This is a genomic window from Kocuria sp. U4B (genome assembly GCF_054875615.1).
Map to the genome: position 1 here is coordinate 3257515 of NZ_CM142180.1, position 24437 is coordinate 3281951.

14 protein-coding genes and 1 pseudogene are annotated in these 24437 nt (G+C 73.1%); 10 read left to right on the forward strand and 5 right to left on the reverse strand.

What is annotated here, in order from left to right:
* Positions 1-29: 29 nt before the first annotated feature.
* Genes ACYSMR_RS15215 through ACYSMR_RS15225 form a run of 3 tightly spaced genes read left to right on the forward strand, consistent with a single transcriptional unit; the run spans position 30 to position 3116 of the window.
* Positions 30-899 (forward strand): sugar phosphate isomerase/epimerase family protein, encoded by an 870-nt coding sequence (locus ACYSMR_RS15215; protein ID WP_461746290.1) that lies wholly within the window; start codon positions 30-32, stop codon positions 897-899.
* Positions 896-2071 (forward strand): Gfo/Idh/MocA family protein, encoded by a 1176-nt coding sequence (locus tag ACYSMR_RS15220; protein WP_461746292.1) that lies wholly within the window; start codon positions 896-898, stop codon positions 2069-2071. The genes ACYSMR_RS15215 and ACYSMR_RS15220 overlap by 4 nt, the downstream gene beginning before the upstream one ends.
* A 46-nt stretch (positions 2072-2117) precedes the next feature.
* Positions 2118-3116, forward strand: a complete 999-nt coding sequence (locus ACYSMR_RS15225) for a sugar phosphate isomerase/epimerase family protein (RefSeq protein WP_309125686.1) — start codon at positions 2118-2120, stop codon at positions 3114-3116.
* A 130-nt stretch (positions 3117-3246) separates the two neighbouring features.
* Here the strand turns inward: ACYSMR_RS15225 and ACYSMR_RS15230 are convergent, their stop codons facing one another.
* Positions 3247-4101, reverse strand: coding sequence for an SDR family oxidoreductase (locus tag ACYSMR_RS15230; RefSeq protein ID WP_461746295.1), 855 nt, complete (start codon positions 4099-4101; stop codon positions 3247-3249).
* 150 nt (positions 4102-4251) lie between these two features.
* On the opposite strand from ACYSMR_RS15230, the gene uvrB reads away from it, so the two are divergent.
* The 3 genes and pseudogenes from uvrB (at position 4252) to ACYSMR_RS15245 (ending at position 9499) form a co-directional block, all read left to right on the forward strand.
* Entirely contained in the window at positions 4252-6372 is a 2121-nt protein-coding gene (gene uvrB, locus ACYSMR_RS15235) for an excinuclease ABC subunit UvrB (protein ID WP_251332415.1), read from the forward strand.
* Positions 6373-6653: 281 nt separating this feature from the next.
* A pseudogene (locus tag ACYSMR_RS15240) lies at positions 6654-7643 on the forward strand (TerC family protein); the annotation flags it as partial.
* Positions 7644-8167: 524 nt separating this feature from the next.
* A complete protein-coding gene (locus ACYSMR_RS15245) occupies positions 8168-9499 on the forward strand; it encodes a TerC family protein (protein ID WP_461746298.1) in 1332 nt (443 codons plus the stop codon).
* Between the two features lie 84 nt (positions 9500-9583).
* On the opposite strand, the gene ACYSMR_RS15250 is transcribed toward ACYSMR_RS15245, so the two are convergent.
* Genes ACYSMR_RS15250 through ACYSMR_RS15265 form a run of 4 tightly spaced genes read right to left on the reverse strand, consistent with a single transcriptional unit; the run spans position 9584 to position 17405 of the window.
* Positions 9584-12196: a DEAD/DEAH box helicase gene (locus tag ACYSMR_RS15250; protein ID WP_461746300.1), complete on the reverse strand. Its 2613-nt coding sequence runs from the start codon at positions 12194-12196 to the stop codon at positions 9584-9586.
* Entirely contained in the window at positions 12193-15753 is a 3561-nt protein-coding gene (locus tag ACYSMR_RS15255; protein WP_461746302.1) for a DUF3376 domain-containing protein, read from the reverse strand. The genes ACYSMR_RS15250 and ACYSMR_RS15255 overlap by 4 nt, the downstream gene beginning before the upstream one ends.
* A gap of 18 nt (positions 15754-15771) precedes the next feature.
* Entirely contained in the window at positions 15772-16752 is a 981-nt protein-coding gene (locus ACYSMR_RS15260; protein WP_461746304.1) for a bile acid:sodium symporter family protein, read from the reverse strand.
* A complete protein-coding gene (locus ACYSMR_RS15265; RefSeq protein ID WP_461746306.1) occupies positions 16746-17405 on the reverse strand; it encodes an MBL fold metallo-hydrolase in 660 nt (219 codons plus the stop codon). Before ACYSMR_RS15265 ends, ACYSMR_RS15260 begins: the two co-directional genes overlap by 7 nt.
* Positions 17406-18360: 955 nt before the next feature.
* Here ACYSMR_RS15265 and ACYSMR_RS15270 point away from each other — a divergent pair.
* From ACYSMR_RS15270 to ACYSMR_RS15285, 4 genes are read left to right on the forward strand one after another with little or no spacing between them, the layout of a single operon-like run.
* Entirely contained in the window at positions 18361-18927 is a 567-nt protein-coding gene (locus ACYSMR_RS15270) for a MarR family winged helix-turn-helix transcriptional regulator (RefSeq protein WP_309126487.1), read from the forward strand.
* An 8-nt stretch (positions 18928-18935) separates the two neighbouring features.
* The gene (locus ACYSMR_RS15275) at positions 18936-20693 is read left to right on the forward strand and encodes an MDR family MFS transporter (RefSeq protein ID WP_461746309.1); all 1758 of its coding nucleotides are present in this window, start codon (positions 18936-18938) and stop codon (positions 20691-20693) included.
* Between the two features lie 43 nt (positions 20694-20736).
* Positions 20737-23736: an excinuclease ABC subunit UvrA gene (gene uvrA, locus ACYSMR_RS15280; RefSeq protein ID WP_461746311.1), complete on the forward strand. Its 3000-nt coding sequence runs from the start codon at positions 20737-20739 to the stop codon at positions 23734-23736.
* Positions 23733-24431: an HAD hydrolase-like protein gene (locus tag ACYSMR_RS15285; RefSeq protein ID WP_309126155.1), complete on the forward strand. Its 699-nt coding sequence runs from the start codon at positions 23733-23735 to the stop codon at positions 24429-24431. Before uvrA ends, ACYSMR_RS15285 begins: the two co-directional genes overlap by 4 nt.
* Positions 24432-24437 lie beyond the last annotated feature (6 nt).

Consider the following 24437-nt stretch of genomic DNA (forward strand, 5'->3'; position numbering starts at 1 on the left):
CCGAGAAGGAACCGAGAGGAGGCCGACCCGTGCAGCGCTTGATCGGCGTCAACACCTGGGTGTGGGAGTCCCCGCTCACCGACGCGAACCTGGCTCCGCTGCTGGAGAAGATCGCGGCCATGGGCTTCGACGCCGTCGAGCTGCCCCTGGAGAACGCCGGCGACCTCTCGGCCGGGGCGGTGCGCGGCGCGCTCGCGGGCCTGCGGCCGTGGATCGTGGGCGCCATGTCGCCCGGGCGGGAGCTCGTCCTGGCCGACGACGCGGTGATCGCCCGGACCCAGCGCTACCTCGGCGCCTGCATCGAGCTGGCCCACGACGTCGGCGCGCCGGCCGTGTGCGGGCCCTTCTACGCGCACACGGGCCGGGTGTGGCGGATGGACGCGGCGGAACGGGCGGAGGCGTACGCGCAGCTGCGCCGGAACCTGGCGCCCCTGGCCGCCGAGGCCGAGGCCGCCGGCGTCGTCCTCGGCATCGAACCGCTCAACCGCTACGAGACGTCCCTGCTCAACACCACCGCCCAGGCGCTGGAGGCCCTCGGGCCGCTGCTCGGCCACGGCGTGGGCCTGGCCCTGGACACCTACCACCTCGGCATCGAGGAGCGCTCCTCGGCCGACGCCGTCCGGGCGGCCGGGGAGCACCTCGTGCACGTCCAGGTCTGCGGCAACGACCGGGGCGCCCCGGGCGGGGACCAGACGGACTGGGCGGGCATCTTCGAGGCCCTGGACGCCGTGGGCTACACCGGGGCCCTGAACATCGAGAGCTTCACCGCGTCCAACGCCAGCATCGCCACCGCCGCCTCCATCTGGCGGCCCCTGGCGCGGACCCAGGACCAACTCGCGGAGCAGGGACTCGCGTTCCTGCGCTCGGCCGGCGCCCGGCGCCAAGGAGACGACCTATGACCACCACCGTGCCCGACCCCGCCGGCGTCCGCGACCGCGGGTCCGCCACCGGCGTCCTGGGCGTCGCCGTGCTCGGCTACTCCTTCATGGGCAAGGCCCACTCCAACGCGTGGCGCAACGTCAACGCCTTCTACTCCACCCCGCGCGTGGCGCAGAGGGTGCTGGTGGGCCGGGACGCCCGGCACGTGGCCGCGGCCGCGCAGCAGTACGGCTGGGAGGGCAGCGCCACCGACTGGCGGTCGGTGCTGGAGCGCGACGACGTCCACGTCGTCGACATCTGCGCGCCCGGCCACCTGCACGCCGAGATGGCCGTGGCCGCCCTCGAGGCCGGCAAGCACGTGCTCGTGGAGAAGCCCCTGGCCAACACGGTGGCCGAGGCCGAGCGGATGGTGGCCGCCGCGGCCGCGGCGCAGGCCCACGGCGTCCGGTCCATGGTGGGCTTCAACTACCGCCGGGTGCCGGCCCTCGCGCTCGCGCGGGACCTGATCGCCGACGGGCGGATCGGCCAGGTCCGGCAGGTGCGCGCGAGCTACCTGCAGGACTGGCTCGCCGACGAGCACGCCCCCATGACGTGGCGCCTGCGCAGGCAGACCGCGGGCTCCGGTGCGCTGGGCGACCTCGCCTCCCACGCCGTCGACCAGGTGCGCTTCCTCCTGGGCTCCCCGGTCACCTCCGCCGCGGGCACGCTTGAGACCTTCGTCAGGACCCGTGCCGGCGCCGACGGACCGGAGCGGGTGAGCGTCGACGACGCCGCCTGGGCCACCCTGCGCACGGCCTCCGGCGCCGTGGCCAGCCTGGAGGTCTCCCGCTGCGCGACCGGGCGCAAGAACGCCCTGCAGATCGAGGTGTACGGCTCCTCCGGCGGGCTGCGCTTCGACCTGGAGCGGCTCAACGAGCTGCAGTTCTTCGACGCCACCGCCCCGGCCGAGGCCCAGGGCTACAGCCGGGTCCTCGTCACCGAGCAGTCCCATCCCTACGTGCGGGCGTGGTGGCCGGCCGGGCACACCCTGGGCTGGGACCACACCTTCACGAGCCAGGCCGCCGACTTCCTGCAGGCCATCGCGTCGGGCGCCGCCGTCTCCCCGTCCTTCGAGGACGGCCTGGAGGTCCAGCGGGTGCTCGACGCCGTCGAGGCCAGCGCGGCCCGCGCCGGCGCCGCCGTGGACCTCTGACCCCGACCGACCGACACGCACACCCTCCCGACGGCAAAGGACTTCCATGGGACACCGCTACACGCTGTTCACCGGCCAGTGGGCCGACCTCCCGCTCGAGGAGGTGGCCGCGCTGGCCGCCGGCTGGGGCTACGACGGCCTGGAGATCGCCGTCTCCGGGGAGCACCTCGACGCCTGGCGGTGGGACGACGACGCCTACCTCCGGGAGCGGCTGGACATCCTGGAGCGCCACGGGCTGAAGGTCTGGGCGATCTCCAACCACCTCAAGGGCCAGGCCGTGTGCGACGACCCCATCGACTTCCGGCACCGGTCCATCGTCGGGCCCCGGGTCTGGGGCGACGGGGAGCCGGAGGGCGTGCGCGCGCGGGCCGCGGAGGAGATGAAGCTGACGGCGCGCCTGGCGCAGCGGCTCGGCGTGGACACCGTGGTGGGCTTCACCGGGTCCTCCATCTGGCAGTACGTGGCGATGTTCCCCCCGGTGTCCCAGGACGTGATCGACGCCGGCTACCAGGACTTCGCCGACCGGTGGAACCCCATCCTCGACGTCTTCGACGAGTGCGGGGTGCGCTTCGCCCACGAGGTGCACCCCACCGAGATCGCCTACGACTACTGGTCCACGCAGCGGGCCCTCGACGCCGTCGGCCACCGGGAGGCCTTCGGGCTGAACTGGGACCCCAGCCACTTCATGTGGCAGCGGATCGACCCGGTGGCGTTCATCTCGGACTTCGCCGAGCGGATCTACCACGTGGACTGCAAGGACACGAAGCTGCGGGTGGGCGGCGGGCGCAACGGCATCCTCTCCTCCCACCTGCCCTGGGGGGACCCGCGCCGCGGGTGGGACTTCGTCTCGACGGGCCGCGGGGACGTGCCCTGGGAGGACAGCTTCCGCGCCCTCACCGCGATCGGCTACGACGGGCCCATCTCCGTGGAGTGGGAGGACGCCGGGATGGACCGCCTGCGCGGGGCACCGGAGGCGCTGGCGTTCCTCAAGGGCTTCGACTTCGGCCCTTCGGGCGCCTCGTTCGACGCGGCCTTCGAGCAGTAGAGGGTTCCTGCTCCCGCCCACTGCCCGCCCGCCGGGGCCGACAGCGGACGGTCAGCCGGGTCGTGCACGCGTCGCGCCACCCCGTCCACCGGTCCCCACCGGGCCGGTCGACCGGCCCGGCGGGGCGCGCTCAGCGCATGGCCCGCAGCGCCTCGAGCAGGGGAGTGGTGGGGCGTCCGATCAGCCGGGACAGGTCGCCGGTGACCAGCTCCAGCGCGCCGTCCTCGATGTTGGCGTCGAGGGCGACCAGGAACCGCGCGGTGTCCTCGTCCACCCCGGCCTCCTCCAGCGCCGCCAGGTGCCGCTCGGGCGTCAGGCGGTGGTGGACGACCTCGCGGCCGAGCACCTCCGTGAGCGCGGACGCGAGCTCGTCGAAGCTCCACGCCTCGTCCCCGGACAGCTCGTAGGTCTGCCACGCGTGCCCGTCCTGGGCCAGCACCGCCGCGACCGCCTCCGCGTAGTCCTCCCGGGTCGCGCTGGCGACGCGGCCGTCGCCGGCGTTGGTCAGCACCTGCCCCGTGCTCTCGGCGTGCCGCAGGGCCGGCTCGAAGTTCTCCGTGTACCAGCCGTTGCGCAGGATCGTGTACGGGAGCCCGGAGTCGGTGAGGAGCTGCTCGGTGGCCAGGTGCTCGTCGGCGAGGATGAGCCGGCCGAGGTCCGCCCCGAGGGCGCTGGTGTAGACGAGGCGGGAGACCCCTGCGCGGGCGGCCGCCTCGATCGCGTTCCGGTGCTGGTCCACGCGCCGGCCCACCTCGCCGCTGGAGACCAGCAGCACCGTGCCCGCCGCCTCGAAGGCGGCGTCGAGGCTCGCGGCGTCGTCGTAGTCGACCCGCACGGTCCGGACCCCGAGCCCGCCGAGGTCGCCGAGCTTGCCCTCGTTGCGGCCCGCGGCCACCAGCTCCTCGCGGGGGACGTCCAGGCGGATCAGGGAGCTGAGAACGAGCCGGCCCAGCCGGCCGGTGGCACCGGTGATGACGATGGACATGGGGTTCCTCTCGACGGGGTCCGTGCGCGGGCGCAGTGGTGTGTCCGGTGCAACGGGGCGGTTCCCCGGCGTATTTCCGCACCCGGGCCGGCTGATCGCCTCCGGAGGAACCCCGCTCGCGTGTCCGGGGTGGCGCGTAGCCTTGGACGCATGAGCCTGGCGCAGAAGATCAACCGTGTCGTCGCCCCCTTCGAGGTCATCTCCGACTACGTCCCCGCCGGCGACCAGCCGAAGGCGATCGAGGAGCTCGCCGCCCGCATCGAGGCCGGCGAGAAGGACGTCGTGCTCCTGGGCGCCACCGGCACCGGCAAGTCGGCCACCGCGGCGTGGCTGATCGAGCGCGTTCAGCGCCCCACGCTGGTCATGGTGCAGAACAAGACGCTCGCCGCGCAGCTCGCCAACGAGCTGCGGGAGCTGCTGCCCAACAACGCGGTCGAGTACTTCGTCTCCTACTACGACTACTACCAGCCCGAGGCCTACGTCCCGCAGACGGACACCTTCATCGAGAAGGACTCCTCCATCAACGAGGAGGTCGAGCGGCTGCGCCACTCCGCGACCAACGCCCTGCTCACGCGCCGGGACGTCGTCGTCGTCGCCACCGTGTCCTGCATCTACGGCCTGGGCACCCCCGAGGAGTACGTGGCGCAGATGGTGACGCTGCGCAAGGGCGACGAGATGGACCGCGACGAGCTGCTGCGCCGGTTCGTGAACATGCAGTACGCCCGCAACGACGTCGACTTCCACCGCGGCACCTTCCGGGTGCGCGGGGACACCGTGGAGATCATCCCGATGTACGAGGAGCACGCCGTCCGCGTGGAGTTCTTCGGCGACGAGATCGAGTCCATCTACACCCTCCACCCCCTCACCGGGGAGATCATCCGGGAGGAGGAGGAGATGTACGTCTTCCCGGCCTCCCACTACGTGGCCGGTGCCGACCGGATGGCCACGGCGATCAAGTCCATCGAGGCCGAGCTCGCCGCCCGGCTCAAGGAGCTGGAGTCCCAGAACAAGCTCGTCGAGGCCCAGCGGCTGCGCATGCGCACCACCTACGACCTCGAGATGATGGAGCAGATGGGCTACTGCAACGGCATCGAGAACTACTCGCTGCACATCGACGGCCGCCCGCGGGGATCCGCCCCGCACTGCCTCATCGACTACTTCCCCGACGACTTCCTGCTGGTGGTCGACGAGTCCCACGTGACCATCCCGCAGATCGGCGGGATGTACGAGGGGGACATGTCCCGCAAGCGCACGCTCGTGGAGCACGGCTTCCGGCTGCCCTCCGCGATGGACAACCGGCCGCTGAAGTGGGACGAGTTCCTGGGCCGGATCGGGCAGACCGTCTACCTCTCCGCGACCCCGGGCAAGTACGAGCTCTCCCAGGCCGACGGCTACGTGGAGCAGATCATCCGCCCCACCGGGCTCGTGGACCCGGAGGTCATCGTCAAGCCCACGAAGGGCCAGATCGACGACCTGCTCGACGAGATCAACCTGCGCGTCGAGCGCGACGAGCGCGTCCTGGTCACCACGCTGACCAAGCGGATGGCCGAGGACCTCACCGAGTACCTCATGGAGCACGGGGTCAAGGTGCAGTACCTGCACTCCGACGTCGACACCCTCCGCCGCGTGGAGCTGCTGCGCGAGCTGCGGATGGGCGCCTTCGACGTGCTCGTGGGCATCAACCTCCTGCGCGAGGGCCTGGACCTGCCCGAGGTCTCCCTGGTCGCGATCCTCGACGCGGACAAGGAGGGCTTCCTGCGCTCGACGACGTCCCTCATCCAGACCATCGGCCGCGCCGCCCGCAACGTCTCCGGGCAGGTGCACATGTACGCCGACCGGATCACCGACTCGATGGCCACCGCCATCGACGAGACCAACCGGCGCCGGGAGATCCAGGTCGCCTACAACAAGGAGCACGGGATCGACCCGCAGCCGCTGCGCAAGCGGATCGCGGACATCACCGACCAGCTCCAGCGCGAGGAGGAGGACACCCGCGAGCTGCTGGCCCAGCGCGCGGCCGCCGGCAAGAAGACGGCCCCGACCGGCAAGCGGGGCGGGCGCGACGCCGCGGCGGCCGCGGAGCAGAAGCTGCGCCAGGACGGGATCACGGCCGCGCCGGCCGAGGACCTCGTGGACCTCATCGCGCAGATGACCCAGCAGATGCAGGCCGCGGCCGAGGACCTGCAGTTCGAGCTGGCCGCCCGGATCCGCGACGAGCTCTCCGACCTGAAGAAGGAGCTGCGGCAGATGCAGCAGGCCGGGCACGCCTGAGGCGCCGCCCAGGCCCTCCGAGACGCCGCCGGACGGAGGCGTTCCAAGCGTTCTTTCAGCTTCGGATAGACTGCTCAGCGCGTAGGGGAGTATCCCGAAGCGTTGCGGACGTCAGCACGCCGGCCAATGGGGTCCGGCCGGACGCAACGGTCGACCTCGGCACGCGGGCCCCGGCCCGCGAGGACGGCGGAGAGACTTGCGGCTCATTCCGGTGCCCTCACCGCCGCGTCCCGGGACGCGGCGGACGGCGGGTGCCGCCACCTCGAAGCGAAAGTACTCGCGTGCACACACAACTACCAGCGTGGTTCGAGATCGGCTCGTTCGTCGTCCTCGGCCTGATCCTGCTCTTCGACCTCCTCATGGTCGTCAAGCGCCCCCACGAGCCCTCCATGAAGGAGGCCGGCATCTGGGTGGGCATCTACGTCGCCCTCGCCCTCGTCTTCGGCGCCCTGATGTTCGTGTTCGCCGGCGTCGAGCCGGGCACCCAGTTCATCGCCGGCTGGATCACGGAGTACAGCCTCAGCATCGACAACCTGTTCGTGTTCATCGTGATCATGACCCGGTTCGCCGTGCCGCGGAAGTACCAGCAGGAGGTGCTGATGGTGGGCATCATCATCGCGCTGGTCCTGCGCGGGATCTTCATCCTGCTGGGCGCCACGATCATCGCGAACTTCTCGTGGGTCTTCTACATCTTCGGCTTCTTCCTGCTGTGGACGGCCTACCACCAGGCCAAGGACGACGGCGAGGACGAGACCGAGGAGAACCCGGTCATCCGCAAGCTGCGCACCGTGGTCCCCATGACGGAGGAGTACAACGGCAGCAAGCTGCGTGCGGTGGTGAACGGCAAGAAGGTCTTCACCCCCATGCTGATCGTGTTCGTCACCATCGGCGTGACCGACCTGATGTTCGCCTTCGACTCCATCCCCGCGATCTTCGGCCTCACGCAGAGCCCGTTCATCGTGTTCACGGCCAACATCTTCGCGCTCATGGGCCTGCGCCAGCTCTACTTCCTGCTCGGCGGGCTGATGGAGCGCCTCATCTACCTCAAGCACGGCCTGTCCCTGATCCTGGCCTTCATCGGCGTGAAGCTCATCCTGCACGCCATGCACGAGAACGAGCTGCCCTTCATCAACGGCGGCCAGCACATCGAGTGGGCCCCGGAGATCCCCACGTTCGTGTCCCTCGGCGTGATCGTGGCGATCATCGCCGTCGCGACGATCGCGTCGATGGCCAGCCCGAAGGGCCGCGCCGCGCACGCCGTCGCCGAGCTGCACCGGGCCATCGAGGTCTACCGGGGCATCCCGGAGGGCACCCCCACCCAGGAGATCCGCCTGGTGCAGGCCGACCTCGTGCGCAAGCACCACGCCGCCCGGGCCGCCGTGGAGCGCGCGCCCCTGGACGTGCCCGACCTGCACGAGCACACCGGCAAGTCGGTCGACGAGCACCACGCCGAGAGCGAGGGCTCCAGCTCCGTCGAGCCCCGGGAGACCGAGCGCTGAGCGCCCCGGCGCACTGATCCACAGGGCCCGGAGGCCCCGGCAGCACCGAAGGGCCTGTCCCGCCGCGCGGCGGGACAGGCCCTTTCGCGTGCGTCGGGGAGGGGCTCCGTTAGACTGGACCCAGCCTAGGGGAGTATCCCTCAGCGCTGCGGACGTCAGCACGCCGAGCACACGGTGCCCGGCCGGACGCAGCGGCCGATCCCAGCACGGCGGGACCGACCGGCTCAGACCGGCCGGGCCCGGGAAGCGGCGGAGAGACTTACGGCGAGACCGTTCTCGACCCCGAAGGCAGAATTATGGACGTCTCACCCACCGTGTGGACGGTGACGATGGCTCTCATCGTCGGCATGCTCCTCTTCGACTACGTCTTCCACGTCCGCAGAGCCCACGAGCCGAAGCTCAAGGAGGCCGCGGTCTGGTCCGCGATCTACGTGGGCGTCGCGCTCCTGTTCGGCCTGTTCGTCCTCCTGCGATGGGGCGGGCGCTACGCCGGGGAGTACTACGCCGGCTACATCACGGAGAAGGCCCTGTCGGTCGACAACCTCTTCGTGTTCCTCGTCATCATGGCCTCGTTCAAGGTCCCGCGCGCGGACCAGCAGAAGGTCCTGCTCTTCGGCATCACGTTCGCGCTCGTCGCCCGTACGGCCTTCATCTTCATCGGGGCCGCCGCCCTGAACGCCTGGGCCTGGCTCTTCTACATCTTCGGGCTGTTCCTCATCCTGACCGCCGGCTCCCTCATCAAGGGCGAGCTCTCCGGCGGGTCGCACGACGAGGGGGACAACGTCGTGGTGCGGCTGGCCAAGCGCTTCATCCACACCACCGACCACTACGACGGCGACAAACTGTTCACCGTCCACCACGGCAAGCGGGCCATGACCCCGATGCTGCTGGTGATGGTCGCCATCGGCGGCACCGACATCCTCTTCGCCTTCGACTCCATCCCGGCGATCTTCGGCCTGACCCAGGAGACCTACCTGGTGTTCACCGCCGTGGCGTTCTCCCTGATGGGCCTGCGCCAGCTCTACTTCCTCATCGACGGCCTGCTGGACCGGCTCATCTACCTGTCCTGGGGCCTGGCGATCATCCTCGGCTTCATCGGCGTGAAGCTGGTCATCCACGCCCTGCACGAGAACACCCTGCCCTTCATCAACGGGGGCGAGCACGTGGACGTCGTCGAGGTCACCATCGGGACGTCCCTGTCCGTGATCGTCGGCGTGCTGGCCGTGACCGTGCTCGCGTCGCTGTTCAGCCCCAAGGGCCGTGCGCTGCGGGTGATCAACGGGCTGCAGACGACCGCCGAGAAGTACGTGACCCTGCCCCAGGACGCCCCGGAGGAGCAGCGTCTCCGGCTCGCCGCCAAGGCCGGCCGCTACCAGGAGCGGCTGGAGACGGTCCCGGCCCGGTACCGCAACGAGCTCGTCGCGTCCGAGAAGCAGTTCCGCGACCTGCTGGACCGTGCCCGCGGCAAGCACCGCCAGTACGAACGGACCGGTGTGGCCCCCGAGCCGGAGCCGGTGCCCCCGACCGAGGCCGAGTCCGTGGAGGGGGAGCGGGCCGACGCCCAGGCGACGGCCGGCACCACGACCCCGGATCCGGGGCGCGGGCCGGGCGGCAGCAGCCCGGCCTGATCCGGAGCCGCCGTCGGCGTCCCCCGGGTGAGCCCCGGTTCCACCGCACCGGTGGAACCGGGGCTCACCCGTGCCGGAGCCGCGTCAGCGGCCGGTCTCGGTGATCGGCCCGACGTTGTCGAGGACCACGGCCGGGAAGCCGTCCTCGTCGGAGGCGCGCAGGTCGATGCGGGCGTTGATGCCCCAGTCGTGGTGGCCGTCCGGGTCGTCGAAGACCTGGACGACGGTCCAGTAGCCGTCGAGGCCCTCGGGGTGCTCGTCGATGCGGATCAGGGCGGGCCCGCGCGACTGGGCGTCGGTGTAGAGGTCGTCGTACTCGCCGAAGTACGCGTCCATGGCGTCCGCCCACCGGTCGCGGTCCCAGCCGTGCTCGCCGTCGAGGGCGCCCAGCACCTTGTCCTTCTCGGCGGCGAACAGCTCGACGCGCTGGAACAGGGCGTTGCGCACCATGACCCGGAAGGCCCGGGTGTTCGCGGTGATCGCCGGCGGCTGCTCGTCGATGAGCTCCTCGAGGGAGTCCGCGGAGGTGCCCATGGGCGACTCCTCGCCCGCGGCGAGCTTCTCCCACTCGTCCAGCAGGGAGTTGTCGGTCTGGCGGATCAGCTCGCCGAGCCACTCGATGAGGTCCTCGAGGTCCTCCCGCAGCATGTCCAGCGGCACGGTCTGGCGCAGCGCCTTGTACGCGTCGGAGAGGTAGCGCAGCAGGATGCCCTCGGAGCGGGCCAGGCCGTAGAACTGGACGTAGTCGCCGAACGTCATCGCCCGCTCGTACATGTCCCGGACCACGGACTTCGGGGCCAGCTCGAACTGGGCGACCCACGGGGCGCTCGTGCGGTAGGTCTCGAACGCCTGGGTCAGCAGCTCCTCCAGGGGCTTGGGGTAGCTGACGTCCTCGAGCTCCTTCATCCGCTGGTCGTAGTCCAGGCCCTCGGCCTTCATCGCGGCCACGGCCTCGCCGCGGGCCTTCTTCTCCTGCAGGTTGAGCACCTGGCGGGGCTTCTCCAGGGTCGCCTCGATGACCGAGACGACGTCGAGCGCGTAGTCCGGGTCCTCGGCGTCCAGCAGGGTCAGGGCCGCCAGGGCGAAGGGGGACAGGGGCTGGTTGAGCGCGAAGTTCTCCTGCAGCTCCACGGTCAGGCGCCAGGTGCGGCCCTCCTCGTCGGGGGTCTCCAGCTTCTCGACGACGCCCGCGGCCCGCAGCTCCTTGAGGATGCCGATCGCCTGCTTGAGCAGCGCCCGCTGCCGCTGCCGGGTCTCGTGGTTGTGGGTCAGCAGGTGCCACGCCGCCTGCACGGGGTTCCCGGGGCGCTGCAGGATGTTGAGCAGCATCGAGTGGGTGACCGTGAACGACGACGTGAGCGGCTCGGGCTCGGAGGCCACGAGCGTCTCGAACGTCGGCCTCCCCCAGGAGACGAAGCCCTGCGGCGGCTTCTTCCGCGGCACCTGCCGCAGCTTCTTCTGGTCGTCGCCGAACTTGGCCTGCGCCTTCTTCAGCGCCCGGTTGTTCTCGATGACGTGCTCGGGGGCCTGGACTACGACGGTGCCCGCCGTGTCGTAGCCGGCGCGGCCGGCCCGGCCGGCGATCTGGTGGAACTCGCGGGCGTTGAGCCGGCGCGTGCGCTCGCCGTCGAACTTGGACAGCGCGGTGATCACCACGGTGCGGATGGGCACGTTGATGCCCACGCCCAGGGTGTCGGTGCCGCAGATCACCTTGAGCAGCCCCGTCTGGGCGAGCTGCTCCACGAGCCGGCGGTACTTGGGGAGCATCCCGGCGTGGTGGACGCCGATGCCGTGGCGCACCAGCCGGTTGAGGGTCTTGCCGAAGCCGGCCGCGAAGCGGAACCCGCCGATCAGCTCCCCGATGCGCTCCTTCTCCTCCTTGGACAGGACGTTGACGGACATCAGGTTCTGCGCCTGGTCCATGGCCTGCAGCTGGGAGAAGTGCACCACGTACACCGGCGCCTGGTTCGTGGCGAGCAGCTCCTCGAGGGCGTCGTGGATGGGCTCCTCGGACCAGTAGTGGTGCAGCGGGATGGGCCGCTCGGCGGAGGACACCGTCGTCGTGGGACGCCCGGTGAGCGCCGTGAGGCCCTCCTCGAAGCGGGTGACGTCCCCGAGGGTGGCGCTCATCAGCAGGAACTGCGCCTGCGGCAGCTCGAGCAGCGGCACCTGCCACGCCCAGCCGCGCTGCGGGTCGGAGTAGAAGTGGAACTCGTCCATGACCACGGGTCCCACGTCGGCGTCCCGGCCCTCCCGCAGGGCCACGTTGGCGAGGATCTCGGCGGTGCAGCACACGATGGGCGCGTCCGCGTTGACGGCGGAGTCGCCCGTGACCATCCCGACGTTCTCGGCGCCGAAGATCTCCACGAGCGCGAAGAACTTCTCGGACACCAGGGCCTTGATGGGCGCGGTGTAGTAGGAGCGCTGCCCGGCGGCGAGGCCCGCGAAGTGCGCGGCGACCGCCACGGTCGACTTCCCCGAGCCGGTGGGGGTCGCCAGGACGACGTTGGCGCCGCCGGCGAACTCGAGGACGGCCTCGTCCTGAGCGGGGTAGAGCTCCATGTCCCGGGAGGCGATCCACCCGAGGAAGCCCTCGTACACCTCGTCGCCGGTCAGGGGGTTGGTGACGTAGTCGCCGCGGTAGTAGGGGTGGCCGGGCGTGCCGAGCTGCGGGGAGAGGGCTTCGAGGAGTTTCATCCCCTCCAGCTTATCCGCGGGCGCCCGGCGGGTCGGGCCGGGACGAGCTCGTCCTCCGGCCCGTAGGGGCACAGCATGCCCTCGGCGGGCGCCCACCACAGCACCGCCGCCCCCGCGAGCACGGCCGCGGCCGCGGCGGGGAGGCCGGCGCCCGCCTGGCCGGGCGCGCCCGCCAGCGACCACACGAGGGCGGCGGCGCCGCCGGCGGCGGCTCCTGCGGCCAGGGACAGCAGCGCCGCCCAGGCGGGGCGGAGGAACCCGGTGAGCACCAGGGCCCCGAGCCCGGCCGCGGCGAGGGCCACCACCGCCGCGCGGGCGGGGACCGTGCCGGGGACCCAGGGGAGCCCGTCCCCGAGCACCAGGGCCAGGGCGCCGAGGGCCCACGCCCCGACGGCGGCGAGCACGACGCCGCCCGCGCGCAGCACCTCGTCGGCGGCACCCCGGCCCGGCACCCGCAGGCACAGCGCCGCGGCGGTCCGGTCCAGGACGAGCACGGCGGTCAGCAGCAGCGCCAGGGCGGAGCCGCTGGACGCCCAGGCCGCTGCGGGCAGCAGGAGGGCGGCGGCCGCGGTGCCGCTCACGGCGGCGCGGCGGACGGCTCCCCGCCGGGCGGCGGCCACGTCCGCCGCAGTGACGTCCCCTGCGGTGGTGTCCCCTGCGGTGGTGTCCGCCGTCGGGACGCCGGCCACCGCGCGGGGCCGGGGCGGAGAGGCGCCGGCAGCCGCGAGGACCCGCGTCCAGCGCCGCCGGGAGCGCCCGGCCGTGCGCACGAGGGAGAGGCCGAGCACCGAGGCCGCGAGGACGACGAGCACGCTCCCGGTCGTCGACCCGTCCGGCGCCGGGGCCGCGCCGAGCCGCAGCGCCGCCGCGCCCACGACGAGGGCCAGGGCCGCCCGCACCGGCGTCAGCAGCAGCGGCGCCAGGACCAGGAGGGGCTGGAGCAGGAACAGCCCGAGCTCCCACACCCCGCGGGGCAGGTCCGGCGTGCCGGCCAGGGCCCGGCCGAGCACGCGCAGGCTCCGGGACGCCAGCGCGATGCGGTAGCCGGGAGCGAGCCGGTCCAGGCCGTCGGCGCCGCCGCCGAGCACGCCGCGGGCCCGGTCCGCGTCCCCGTCGCCCAGCTGGCGCAGCAGGCTCTCCTGGAGCCCCTGGACCGCGGGGGGCTCCGCCGCCGGGCCGGTGTGCTCGGCGGCCGGCACCGCGGGCTCGGCGGACCCCTCCGTGCCGGCCGCGGGCCGGGCGGGCAGGCCACGCAGGAAGCCGGCGACGCCGGCGGCGGCGTCGAGCCGGCCCCACCACCAGTCGTTGGTCCGCCACGCGGTGGCGAGGAAGCCGCGGAAGTTGGCCAGGCCCGTGCCGGCGAGCTTGCTGCCGGCCGGGAGGCGGCCGGGGTCGGCGGCGAGCACCTCGCGCAGCTGCGCGTCGGTGGCGCCGGCGGCGCCGGCGGCGTCGAGGGCCCGCTGGATCCGCTGGTCCGCCCAGCCCCGGCGCAGCCGCGGCACGTCGGCGGGGCGGGACGGCAGCTGGTCCCCGCGGATCTCCCCGTAGGCGATCCCGGAGACCGTGCCGGGGATCCCGGCCGCCGCCAGGGCGGGGGGCAGGTCGGGCGCCCCGAGCGCAGCCGGCGGGGCCGGGATCCGGCGCCACGGGGACTCGCACCACAGGGCCCGCCAGTCCTCCGCGCCGGGCGCGCCGGCGGCGGCCTCCAGGGCCGGGTGCAGGGCCCGGAGGCCGTCGACGACGGTGTCCAGCTCGGCCCACCAGTCCTCCAGGGCCACCGGGCGCAGCCACACCGGCGCGGCGGCCTCGACGGGGGCCGAGGGGGCCGCCGTCGCGGCGAGGACGTCGCGGAGCACCTTGTCCCGCTCGTGCACGGCCGCCGCGAGCACCCGGTATGCGCCGGCGCGGGCCGGTGCGGAGTCGAGGCCCCGCAGGGGCGCGGGGGTCCGCTCCGGCGTCGGGGCGAGGTCCTCCAGGAAGCGCACCCAGGACAGCACGCAGGACGCGGCGTCGACCAGGGCCTGCGGGCCCCCGAGCACGGCGCGGGAGGCGGCGGCCCCGAGCGGGCCGCGGGAGAGGGCGTCGCCGCGGCGCACCAGCTCCTCCGTCAGGGGGGCGAGCTCCGCGGGGGTGCGCGCCCGCAGCACCGAGCGGGAGGCCAGCGTCGAGGTGAGCTGCCACTCGGCCGGGCGCGTGAGGACCGCGCCGAGCAGGTGTGCGTCCGCGCGGGCCCGGTAGCGCAGGTGGGCGCGCCGGCGCTCCTCCCGCTGTGCCGTGCCCCACTCGTCGAGCAGCGGGGCGAGCTGGCTCCGCCGCCCGCGCTCGACCAGCTGCTCCGCGAGGAGGTCGGACAGCGCCAGCACCTCGTCCTCGCCCGTCTCCCGGCGCCGGAGCCGGGTGAGCGTGACCCCCAGGGTCCGGACCAGGCGCGGGAGGTCGAGGTGCCGGGAGGGCGGCCCCGCCCGGTGCGGGGGGTCCGGGTCCAGGTAGAGCAGGCACCGGTCGGCGTGGCGCAGGGACCGGCGGGTCCGGGCGGCCTCGATCGCCCGGTCGATGGGCACGTTGTCGAACACCCCGCCGTCGACCACCCGGTACGGCAGCTCCTCCGGGGCCCGGTGGGCCGAGAACGCGTGGCTGAGGTCGGGCCGCGGCGTGTTGCGCAGCGGCCCGGACGTGGCGGCGGACCACACCGCCGCGGGCTCGAAGGCGCCGGGGAAGGAGGCGGTCGCACGCGCGGCGTAGGCGATCCGGGACAGGGCCGCGGCACGCTCGGCCTCGTCGTCGGCGGCCTCGCCGGCCGCGCCGCGCGGCGGGCGGGCGGGGATGCCGTTGCCCAGCGGGGGAGCGGGGGAGCCCGGGTCCGGGGAGGCGAAGTGGAAGTCGCCGCGGCCCTCCGCGGCCTCTCCCCGGGCGGTGGGGTCGCTGTCGAGCACCGTGGCGGAGAGCTCCACCGTGACGTGCTCGGCGACCAGGTCGGGGTGGTGCTCCGGGCCCGTGTGCACGGCGGCGAGGACCTCCGCCAGCCGCGGCCACAGGTACCCGTCGCCGCGCAGCATCGAGTCCACCGGGCGCGGCCCGAGCGGGCGCAGCAGCCGGGAGAGCCCGGCGGTGTCCTCCCACAGCCGGCCCAGGGGGTCCAGGCCGGCCCCCGCGCGCTGGGCCACGGCGTGCACCACCGCGTTGAGCCCGCCCGCGCTCGCGCCCGCGAGGACGTCGAACTCCACGCGGTCGTAGCCGGCGCCGGCGAGCAGCCCGGCGTAGACCGCCGCCCGTTCCGCGAGCCGGGGGTCGGCGGCCTCGGCGGGCTGCAGCAGGTAGGCGTGCAGGCCCCCCGCGCCGTCCCGGTGGATGCGGATCCGGCGCAGCACGTCCAGCTCGGCCACGGCCCCGCCGATCCACACGGCCAGGCTCACCCCGCCGCGCAGCGCGAGGGCGCAGCGCAGGGTGCGCCCGAACGCCGGGGCCCGGCCCGCGGTGGCCGCCTCCAGGGAGCGGGAGGGCGGCACGACGGTGAGGGGCAGGCCGAGTCCCGGGGCGGGCTGCTCCTCCGGGGCCATGCGGGCGTGGGCCGGTGCTCAGCGGCGGGCGCGGCGGGCGCGGCGGGCGTCGGCGCGGCGGCAGAGCAGGGCGAACACGGCGCCGGAGAGGTTGTGCCAGACCGAGAACACCGCACCGGGCAGGGCGGAGAGGGGGTTCATGTACTGCGCGGCGAGTCCCGCGGCGAGCCCCGAGTTCTGCATCCCCACCTCGATCGCGACGGTCCGGCGCGCGGCCACCGGCTGGCGGGTGACCACGCCCACCAGGTAGCCGAGGGCCAGGCCCAGGCCGTTGTGCAGGGCCACGGCGGCGAGCACCAGCAGGCCGGCCTCGACGATCCTGTCGGCGCTGCGGGAGACGACGATCGCGACGATCAGCGAGATCGCCGTGACCGACAGCCACGGCAGGACCGGCAGGGCCCGCTCCACGAGCCGGGGCACGAGCAGGCGCACCGCCAGGCCCAGGACCACGGGCAGCAGCACGATCCTGACGATCGACCACGCCATCGAGGCGCCGTCGAGGGGCATGTACTGTCCGGCCAGCCACAGTGTGAGCAGGGGGGTCAGGATCGGGGCGACCAGGGTGGAGATCGACGTCATGGCCACGGAGAGCGCGACGTCGCCGCGCGCCAGGTAGGACACCACGTTGGAGGCCGTCCCCCCGGGGGCGCAGCCCACGAGGATCACCCCGGCCGCGATCTCCGCCGGGAGCCGGAGCGCGAGGACCACCACGACGGCGATCAGGGGCATGAGCACGTACTGCGCCACGACGCCGAGCAGCACGGGCAGGGGCCGCCTGGCCACGAGCGCGAAGTCCACGGGGCGCAGGGTCAGGCCCATGCCGAACATGACGATCCCGAGCAGCGGGTTGACCCACCCGGAGAGCCCGCTCACGGAGCCGGGGGCGAGGAACCCCACGAGCCCGCCGACGAGGACGAGCACGGGGAAGATCAGGACGGCGGCGTAGGCGCCGCGGTCGGCGGCGGTCGTGGGGGTCGCGGTGTCCTGGGCGCTCACCATCCCCGGGCTCGCCACTCGTCCAGGTGCGGGCGCTCGGCCCCCAGGGTGGTCGGCTTGCCGTGGCCGGGGTGGACCACGGTGTCGTCGTCGAACCGCTCGAAGATCCGCTCGGTGACGTCGGTGATCAGCCGGCGGAAGTCCTCGGGGCTGCTGGTCTTGCCCACGCCGCCCGGGAACAGCGAGTCGCCGGAGAAGATGTGCGCCGGTCCCTCGGGGTCGCGGTAGACGAGGGCGATCGATCCGGGGGTGTGCCCGCGCAGCCCGATGACCTCCAGGTCGAAGCCGTCGAACTCGGCGGTGTCGCCGTCCTCGAAGGTGAGGTCCATGGGCACCGCGATGTCGGCCTCGTCGTCGGCGCCGCACGCGGTCATGGCCTCGGAGCGGGACTTGACCTCCTCGAGGGCGCGCACGTGGTCCCAGTGGGAGTGGGTGGTGATGATGAGCTGGAGGTTGCCGTAGGAGGCGGAGCAGTCGCCGTTGCCGGCGCCCACGAGGCCGGCGATGGCCCGGGCGTCGTCGGCCGCGTCGATGAGGACCTGCGTGCCCTCGTCCTTGGAGGTGAGCAGGTAGACGTTGTTGTCCATCTCGCTCACCGAGATCCGGCGGATCGTGACCTCCGAGAGGTCGAGGACCTCGGTCTTCGTTGCGATCATGCGGTACAGGCTACTCAGGGGTCTCCCAGGGAGCCAGTCGGGCGGCCACGGGCCTCCGCGGCCCGCCGACCTCGGCCCCGTCCGGGGCGCGGACCGCGTCGAGCCCCCCGGCACTGACGACCCGCTCGGCGTCGTGCCGGCGCTGGTCCGTCGGGGGCGATGGGCGGGCCGCCGCCCCGCTCGCCGGGACCGGGGCCGGTGCCGCGACCCGTGCGCGAGGGGTGCAGGACGCGCCGGTGGCCGGATCGTGATCTCCGGCCCTGGCGCTTTGGGTTCGCTTTAGGGAACATGGAGGGAGGAGGCCCGGGCTCAGCACCGGCCGGCGGATCGAAGGGCGGTGCCATGCCGGGAAAGCTCTCACCGGTCGTGCCGGTTCCCGTGAGGCCCGCCCTGGTCGGCTGCTCCACCGTCTCGGACACGTCCGAGGCCCCCGGCGGACACCCCGCGGCCTCCGCCAGACCCTCTGCCGCACCGGCCGCGTCGCCCGGCCCCGCGTAGCCGGCCGCTCCGCCGTCCACTGTCCGGACGGTTCCTGCCGTCGACCGTCCGCGGGCCGGGAGCGCTGCGCCGCGACCCGACGAGAGCGCCCGTCCGGGCGCTCCGGCCCGCCCGTTCCCGCGCCGCTCCGGCCTCGGCTCCGGAGGACTCTTCCGCCGGTCCCCGCCGGCCGGACGTGACGGGACGCACCCTGTCGCGTCTTGTGGACCGCCGCCCGACAACGTAAAGTTGCGTGAGGCAACAAATCATCTGGGCTGCCGGCTGTGCTCACCGGACGGCGCCGCCGACGCGATCCCCGCGGGGCCGGTGCGAGCCGCTGCGGGACGTGCGGGGCCGGTGCGAGCCGCTGCGGGACGTGCGGGTCCGGTGCGAGCCGCTGCGGGACGTGCGGGTCCGGCGCCCTGTCGTCGTTCCCCCGTCCGTCCTGCCGACCGCCCTCGTCGAGGAGGAGTGTCCCTTGCCCGTCTCCCACGACACCGCCGTGGAGCTGGTCCGCGACCTGCTCGAGCTGCAGCGCGTCATGAAGCGCGTGACCAAGACCGAGCCCGGCCAGCGCCCGCTCAACCCCACCGCCGTGGCACTGCTGTACTACCTGGACGGCACGGGCCCGCGGCGCGCCACCGCCATGGCCTCCGACACCGGGCTCGGCCCGTCCGGGCTCAGCCGCCAGCTCGCAGGGCTGGAGGAGGCCGGGCTCGTGGAGCGCACCCCGGACCCCGTGGACGGCCGGGCCGCCCTGGTGGCCATCACGGAGCGCGGCCGGGCCGAGGTCCAGGCGGTCGTGGAGCACGACGCCCAGCGCCTCGCCGCCCGGCTCGAGGGCTGGGACGAGGCGCAGGCCCGTGCGAGCCGCACGGCCATCAACGAGATCGCCACCGTCTTCCTGGACTCCCTGGGGGTGGAGCGCACGACGTCGTGCGCCCGCCGGGCGGGGAGCGCCGACCGGCCTCCCGCGGCCGGGACCGCCCCCGGCGGCACGGACGACAGCACGCACGACAGCACCGACCGAGAGAACGAGGAGTGAACCGCGACATGACGCCCCAGCACCCGACCGCCGCACCGCACGGGGGGACCGGAGCCTCCCACAAGGACGTGCTGCGGGCCCTCACCGGGATCCTCTCCGCGTTCTTCATGGCGATGGTCACCCTGACCATCATCGGCACCGCCCTGCCGGTCATCATGGCCGACCTCGGCGGCGACCAGACCGCCCTCTCCTGGACCGTCACGGGCACCCTGCTCGCCAACGCGGTGACCACCCCGATTTGGGGCAAGCTCGCGGACCTCTTCGACAAGAAGAAGCTGTTCCAGCTCGCCATCGTGATCTTCGTGGTCGGCTCCGGCATGGCCGGCCTCGCCCCGACCATCGAGTTCCTCATCCTGGCCCGCGTGGTCCAGGGCGTCGCCATGGGCGGGCTCATGGCCCTGGCCATGACGATCCTCGGGACGATCATCCCGCCGCGCGAGCGCGGCCGGTACTCCGGCTACATGGGCGCCGTCATGGCCGTGGCCACCTCCGCCGGGCCGCTGCTCGGCGGCCTGATCGTGGACAGCTTCGGCTGGCGCTGGGTCTTCCTCATCCCCGCCCCCCTCGCCGTGCTCGCCGCCGTGCTCGTCCAGCGCACCCTGCACATCCCGCCGCAGGCCCCGCGCAAGGTCAGCATCGACTGGCTCGGCATCGTGCTGCTGATGGTCTCCGCCTCCGCCCTGCTGCTGTGGGTGTCCCTGGCCGGCAAGCCCGGGATGTTCGAGTGGGTCTCCCCGACCTCGGGGGCCCTGCTGGGCTCCGCCCTCGTGGGCTCCGTGCTGTTCGTGCTCGTCGAGCAGCGCGCCGCGGAGCCGGTGCTGCCGATCCGGGTGGTCACCGAGCGCACCACCGCGCTCGCGATCCTCGCCGCGATCGCCACGGGCGGGGCGATGTTCGCCTCCACCACCTACCTGGGCCAGTACTTCCAGCTCGGCCAGGGCTTCACCCCCACCATGGCCGGCGTGCTCATGCTCCCGCAGGTCCTGGGCTCCCTCATCGGCTCCACGCTCGCCGGGCAGCTCATCACCCGCTTCGGGCGGTGGAAGGTGATCCTCGTGGTCGCCGCCGTGCTGATGTCCACGGGGCTGTTCCTCGCCTCCTCCCTCACGCACGACACCGCGGTGTGGGCCGTGGGCGTGTTCATCTTCCTCATCGGCCTGGGCATCGGCGCGCTCAACCAGAACCTGGTCCTCGCCGTGCAGAACACCGTGGGCCTCAAGGACATGGGCGCGGCGTCCTCCTCCGTGGCGTTCTTCCGCACCCTCGGCGGCGCCGTCTCCGTCTCCGCCTTCGGCGCCCTCATGACCGCCCACCTCACCGGACGGATGCAGGACTACGCGCGCTCGCAGGGCGTGGACCCCGAGGCGGCGAGCGCCCACGCGTCCAGCATGGACCTCGGGGCGCTGCCGGGCCCGGTCCTGGAGGTGGTGCGCGACGCCTACGGCACCGGCACCGGCCTGATCTTCCTGGTCGCCGGGATCGCCTCGCTGCTCACCCTGGGCGCGGTGCTGCTCATCAAGGAGGTCCCGCTGCGCCGCACCGTGGACATCGTCGAGGTGGACCCCGAGACCGGGCAGATGCGCGTGGTCACCCGCACCCTCGACGCCCGCGAGGTCCGCCGGCGCCAGCAGGAGGCCACGGCCGCCGGGGCCCGGGCCGGCTCCGGGGACCGCGACGACGCCGTGCCCGGCGCCGACGGCACCGGTCCGGGCGCCCCCGGGCGGCAGCGCGAGGACACCGCGACCGGCCCCGTGGACCGCGTGTGAACCCGCCCACGGGCCGGGCCGGATGTCCGGGGCCGGTACTAGAGTGGAACGCGTGTCCGAACCGATCCCCACGTCCACCATGGTCCTGAACCCCTCGCCCGAGCCGGCCGAGCGCCTCGACGCGCCCGTGACCTCCGTCGGCAGCCGCGGGATCCACAAGTCCGACCTCACCGAGATCGTCGTCCAGGGCGCCCGCGAGCACAACCTGGACAACGTGTCCCTGACCGTCCCGCGGGACGCCATGGTCGTGTTCACGGGCCTGTCCGGGTCCGGGAAGTCCTCCCTGGCGTTCGACACCATCTTCGCCGAGGGCCAGCGCCGCTACGTCGAGTCCCTGTCCTCCTACGCCCGGATGTTCCTGGGCCGGGTGGACAAGCCGGACGTCGACTTCATCGAGGGTCTGTCCCCGGCGGTGTCGATCGACCAGAAGTCGACCTCCCGCAACCCGCGCTCCACCGTGGGGACCATCACGGAGATCTACGACTACATGCGCCTGCTCTGGGCGCGCATCGGCCACCCGCACTGCCCGGAGTGCGGCGAGCCCATCGCGAAGCAGACCCCCCAGCAGATCGTCGACCAGCTCCTCGAGATGCCGGAGAAGACCCGCTTCCAGGTGCTCGCCCCCGTGGTGCGCGAGCGCAAGGGCGAGTTCGCCGACCTGTTCCAGGAGCTGTCCACGAAGGGCTTCTCCCGCGCCACCGTGGACGGCGAGACCGTCCAGCTCTCGGACCCGCCCAAGCTGAAGAAGCAGTTCAAGCACACCATCGAGGTGGTCGTGGACCGGCTGGTGGTCAAGGAGGGCATCCGCCAGCGCCTGACCGACTCCATCGAGACGGCGCTGGGCCTCGCCGACGGCCGCGTCGTCGTCGAGCTGGTGCCCCGCTCCGACGAGGAGATCGCCCATCCGCTGGAGCTGCGCCGGCCGTTCTCCGAGAACCTCGCGTGCCCCAACGAGCACCCGCTGCAGGCCGACGAGATCGAGCCCCGCTCCTTCTCCTTCAACGCGCCCTTCGGCGCGTGCCCGGAGTGCGACGGCCTCGGCTCCCGGCTCGAGGTGGACGAGGAGCTCGTGGTCCCCAACCCGGACCTGAGCCTCGTCGAGGGCGCCATCGCCCCCTGGTCGCTGGGCAAGGCCACCAGCGAGTACTGGAACCGCCTGCTGGCCGGGCTCGGCCAGGAGCTCGGCTTCGACCTCGTCACCCCGTGGAAGAAGCTGCCCGCCAAGGCGCGCCGGGCCATCCTCGACGGGAAGGACTACCAGGTCACCGTCGCCTACCGGAACCGGTTCGGCCGCGAGCGCCGCTACACCCAGGGCTTCGAGGGCGTCATCGGCTACATCAAGCGCAAGCACGCCGAGACGGAGTCGGACAACGCCAAGGACCGCTACGAGCAGTACATGCGCCAGGTCCCGTGCCCGGCCTGCGACGGCGCGCGCCTGAACCCGACGATGCTCGCCGTGACCGTGGGCGGGAAGAACATCGCCGAGACCACCCGCATGCCCATGCGCGAGGCCCAGCGCTTCTTCGAGGAGCTGGCCCTGAGCCCGCGCGAGGCCAAGATCGGCGAGCAGGTGCTCAAGGAGATCCAGGCGCGGCTGACCTTCCTCGTGGACGTCGGCCTGGACTACCTCAACCTCGAGCGCGCCGCCGCGACCCTCTCCGGCGGCGAGGCCCAGCGCATCCGCCTGGCCACCCAGATCGGCGCCGGCCTCGTGGGCGTGCTCTACGTCCTGGACGAGCCGTCCATCGGGCTGCACCAGCGGGACAACCGCCGGCTGATCGAGACCCTCACCAAGCTGCGGGACATGGGCAACACCCTCATCGTCGTCGAGCACGACGAGGACACGATCCGCGAGGCCGACTGGATCGTCGACGTCGGCCCCGGCGCCGGCGAGCACGGCGGGCGGATCGTGCACTCGGGCACCTACGAGGAGCTGCTCGCCAACGAGCGCTCCGTCACCGCGGACTACCTCTCCGGGCGCAAGGCGATCCGGGTGCCCGCCCGGCGCCGGCCCGTCGACCGCAAGCGCATGCTCAAGGTCGTCGGCGCGCGGGAGAACAACCTGCGCGGCATCGACGTCTCGTTCCCGCTGGGCGTGCTCACCGCGGTGACCGGCGTGTCGGGCTCGGGCAAGTCCACCCTGGTCAACGACATCCTCTACACGTCCCTGGCCAACAAGCTCAACGGCGCCAAGCAGGTGCCGGGCCGGCACAAGCGCATCGACGGCGTGGACCAGCTGGACAAGGTCGTGCACGTGGACCAGAGCCCCATCGGCCGGACCCCGCGCTCTAACCCCGCGACCTACACGGGCGTGTTCGACCACATCCGCAAGCTCTTCGCCGAGACCCCCGAGGCGAAGGTGCGCGGCTACCAGCCGGGCCGGTTCTCCTTCAACGTCAAGGGCGGGCGCTGCGAGGCGTGCTCCGGCGACGGCACCATCAAGATCGAGATGAACTTCCTGCCGGACGTCTACGTCCCGTGCGAGGTCTGCAAGGGGGACCGGTACAACCGGGAGACCCTCGAGGTGCACTACAAGGGCAGGACCATCGCGGAGGTCCTCGACATGCCCATCGAGGAGGCCGCCGAGTTCTTCAAGGCCTTCGGGCCCATCGCCCGGCACCTGAACACCCTCGTGGACGTCGGCCTGGGCTACGTCCGCCTCGGCCAGCCCGCCACGACCCTCTCCGGCGGGGAGGCCCAGCGCGTGAAGCTGGCCGCGGAGCTGCAGAAGCGCTCCAACGGCCGGTCCATCTACGTGCTGGACGAGCCCACCACCGGCCTGCACTTCGAGGACATCCGCAAGCTGCTCCTCGTCCTGCAGGGCCTCGTGGACAAGGGCAACACCGTGATGACCATCGAGCACAACCTCGACGTCATCAAGTCCGCCGACTGGATCGTGGACCTCGGCCCCGACGGCGGCTCCGGCGGCGGCCAGGTCGTCGCCGAGGGCACGCCCGAGGAGGTCGCCCGGCACCCGGAGAGCCACACCGGCCGGTTCCTCGCCGAGCTCCTCGGCGAGGTGCCCGTGGGGGCGGCCCGATGAGCGCTCCCGTGGTCCTGTGGGACCTCGACGGCACGGTCCTCGACCCGGCCGGGGCCATCACCGGCGGGATCGCCCGGGCGCTGGCCGAGCGCGGCCACCCCGTGCCCGAGGACCTGCGCCGGTTCGTCGGCCCGCCCGTGGGCGTGTCCCTGCGCGCGTTCACCGACGTCCCGGAGGAGGAGATCCCGCACGTGGTCGCCGCCTACCGGGCCCGCTACCGCACCGAGGGCCTGGCGCAGACCCGGATCTACCCCGGCGTGGAGGAGCTGCTGGCGAGCCTGCACGCCGCCGGCGTGCGGATGGCCGTGGCCACCCAGAAGCCCGAGCCGGTCGCCGAGCTCGCCGTCGAGCGCTTCGGGCTGGGCCGGTGGTTCGAGACCGTCTCCGGCGCCGCCGACGACCTCGCGGCACCCCACGCCCGCACCGATCTCGCCCACGACAAGCCCGCGATCATCGGCGAGGCCCTGCGCCGGCTCGGGGTGCACGCGCCCGATCCGGCCCGCACCGTGATGGTCGGCGACCGCCGCTACGACGCCGAGGGCGCCGCCGCCCACGGGCTGGACTGCCTGGGAGTGGCCTGGGGCTTCGCGGCCGAGGACGAGCTCGGGCACGGCTTCGCGGCCGTGGCCGGGGACGCCGCCGAGCTGGCCGGGCTGCTCGCGCCGTACACCTCCCTGGCCCCCACGGGCCGCTGAGGGGGA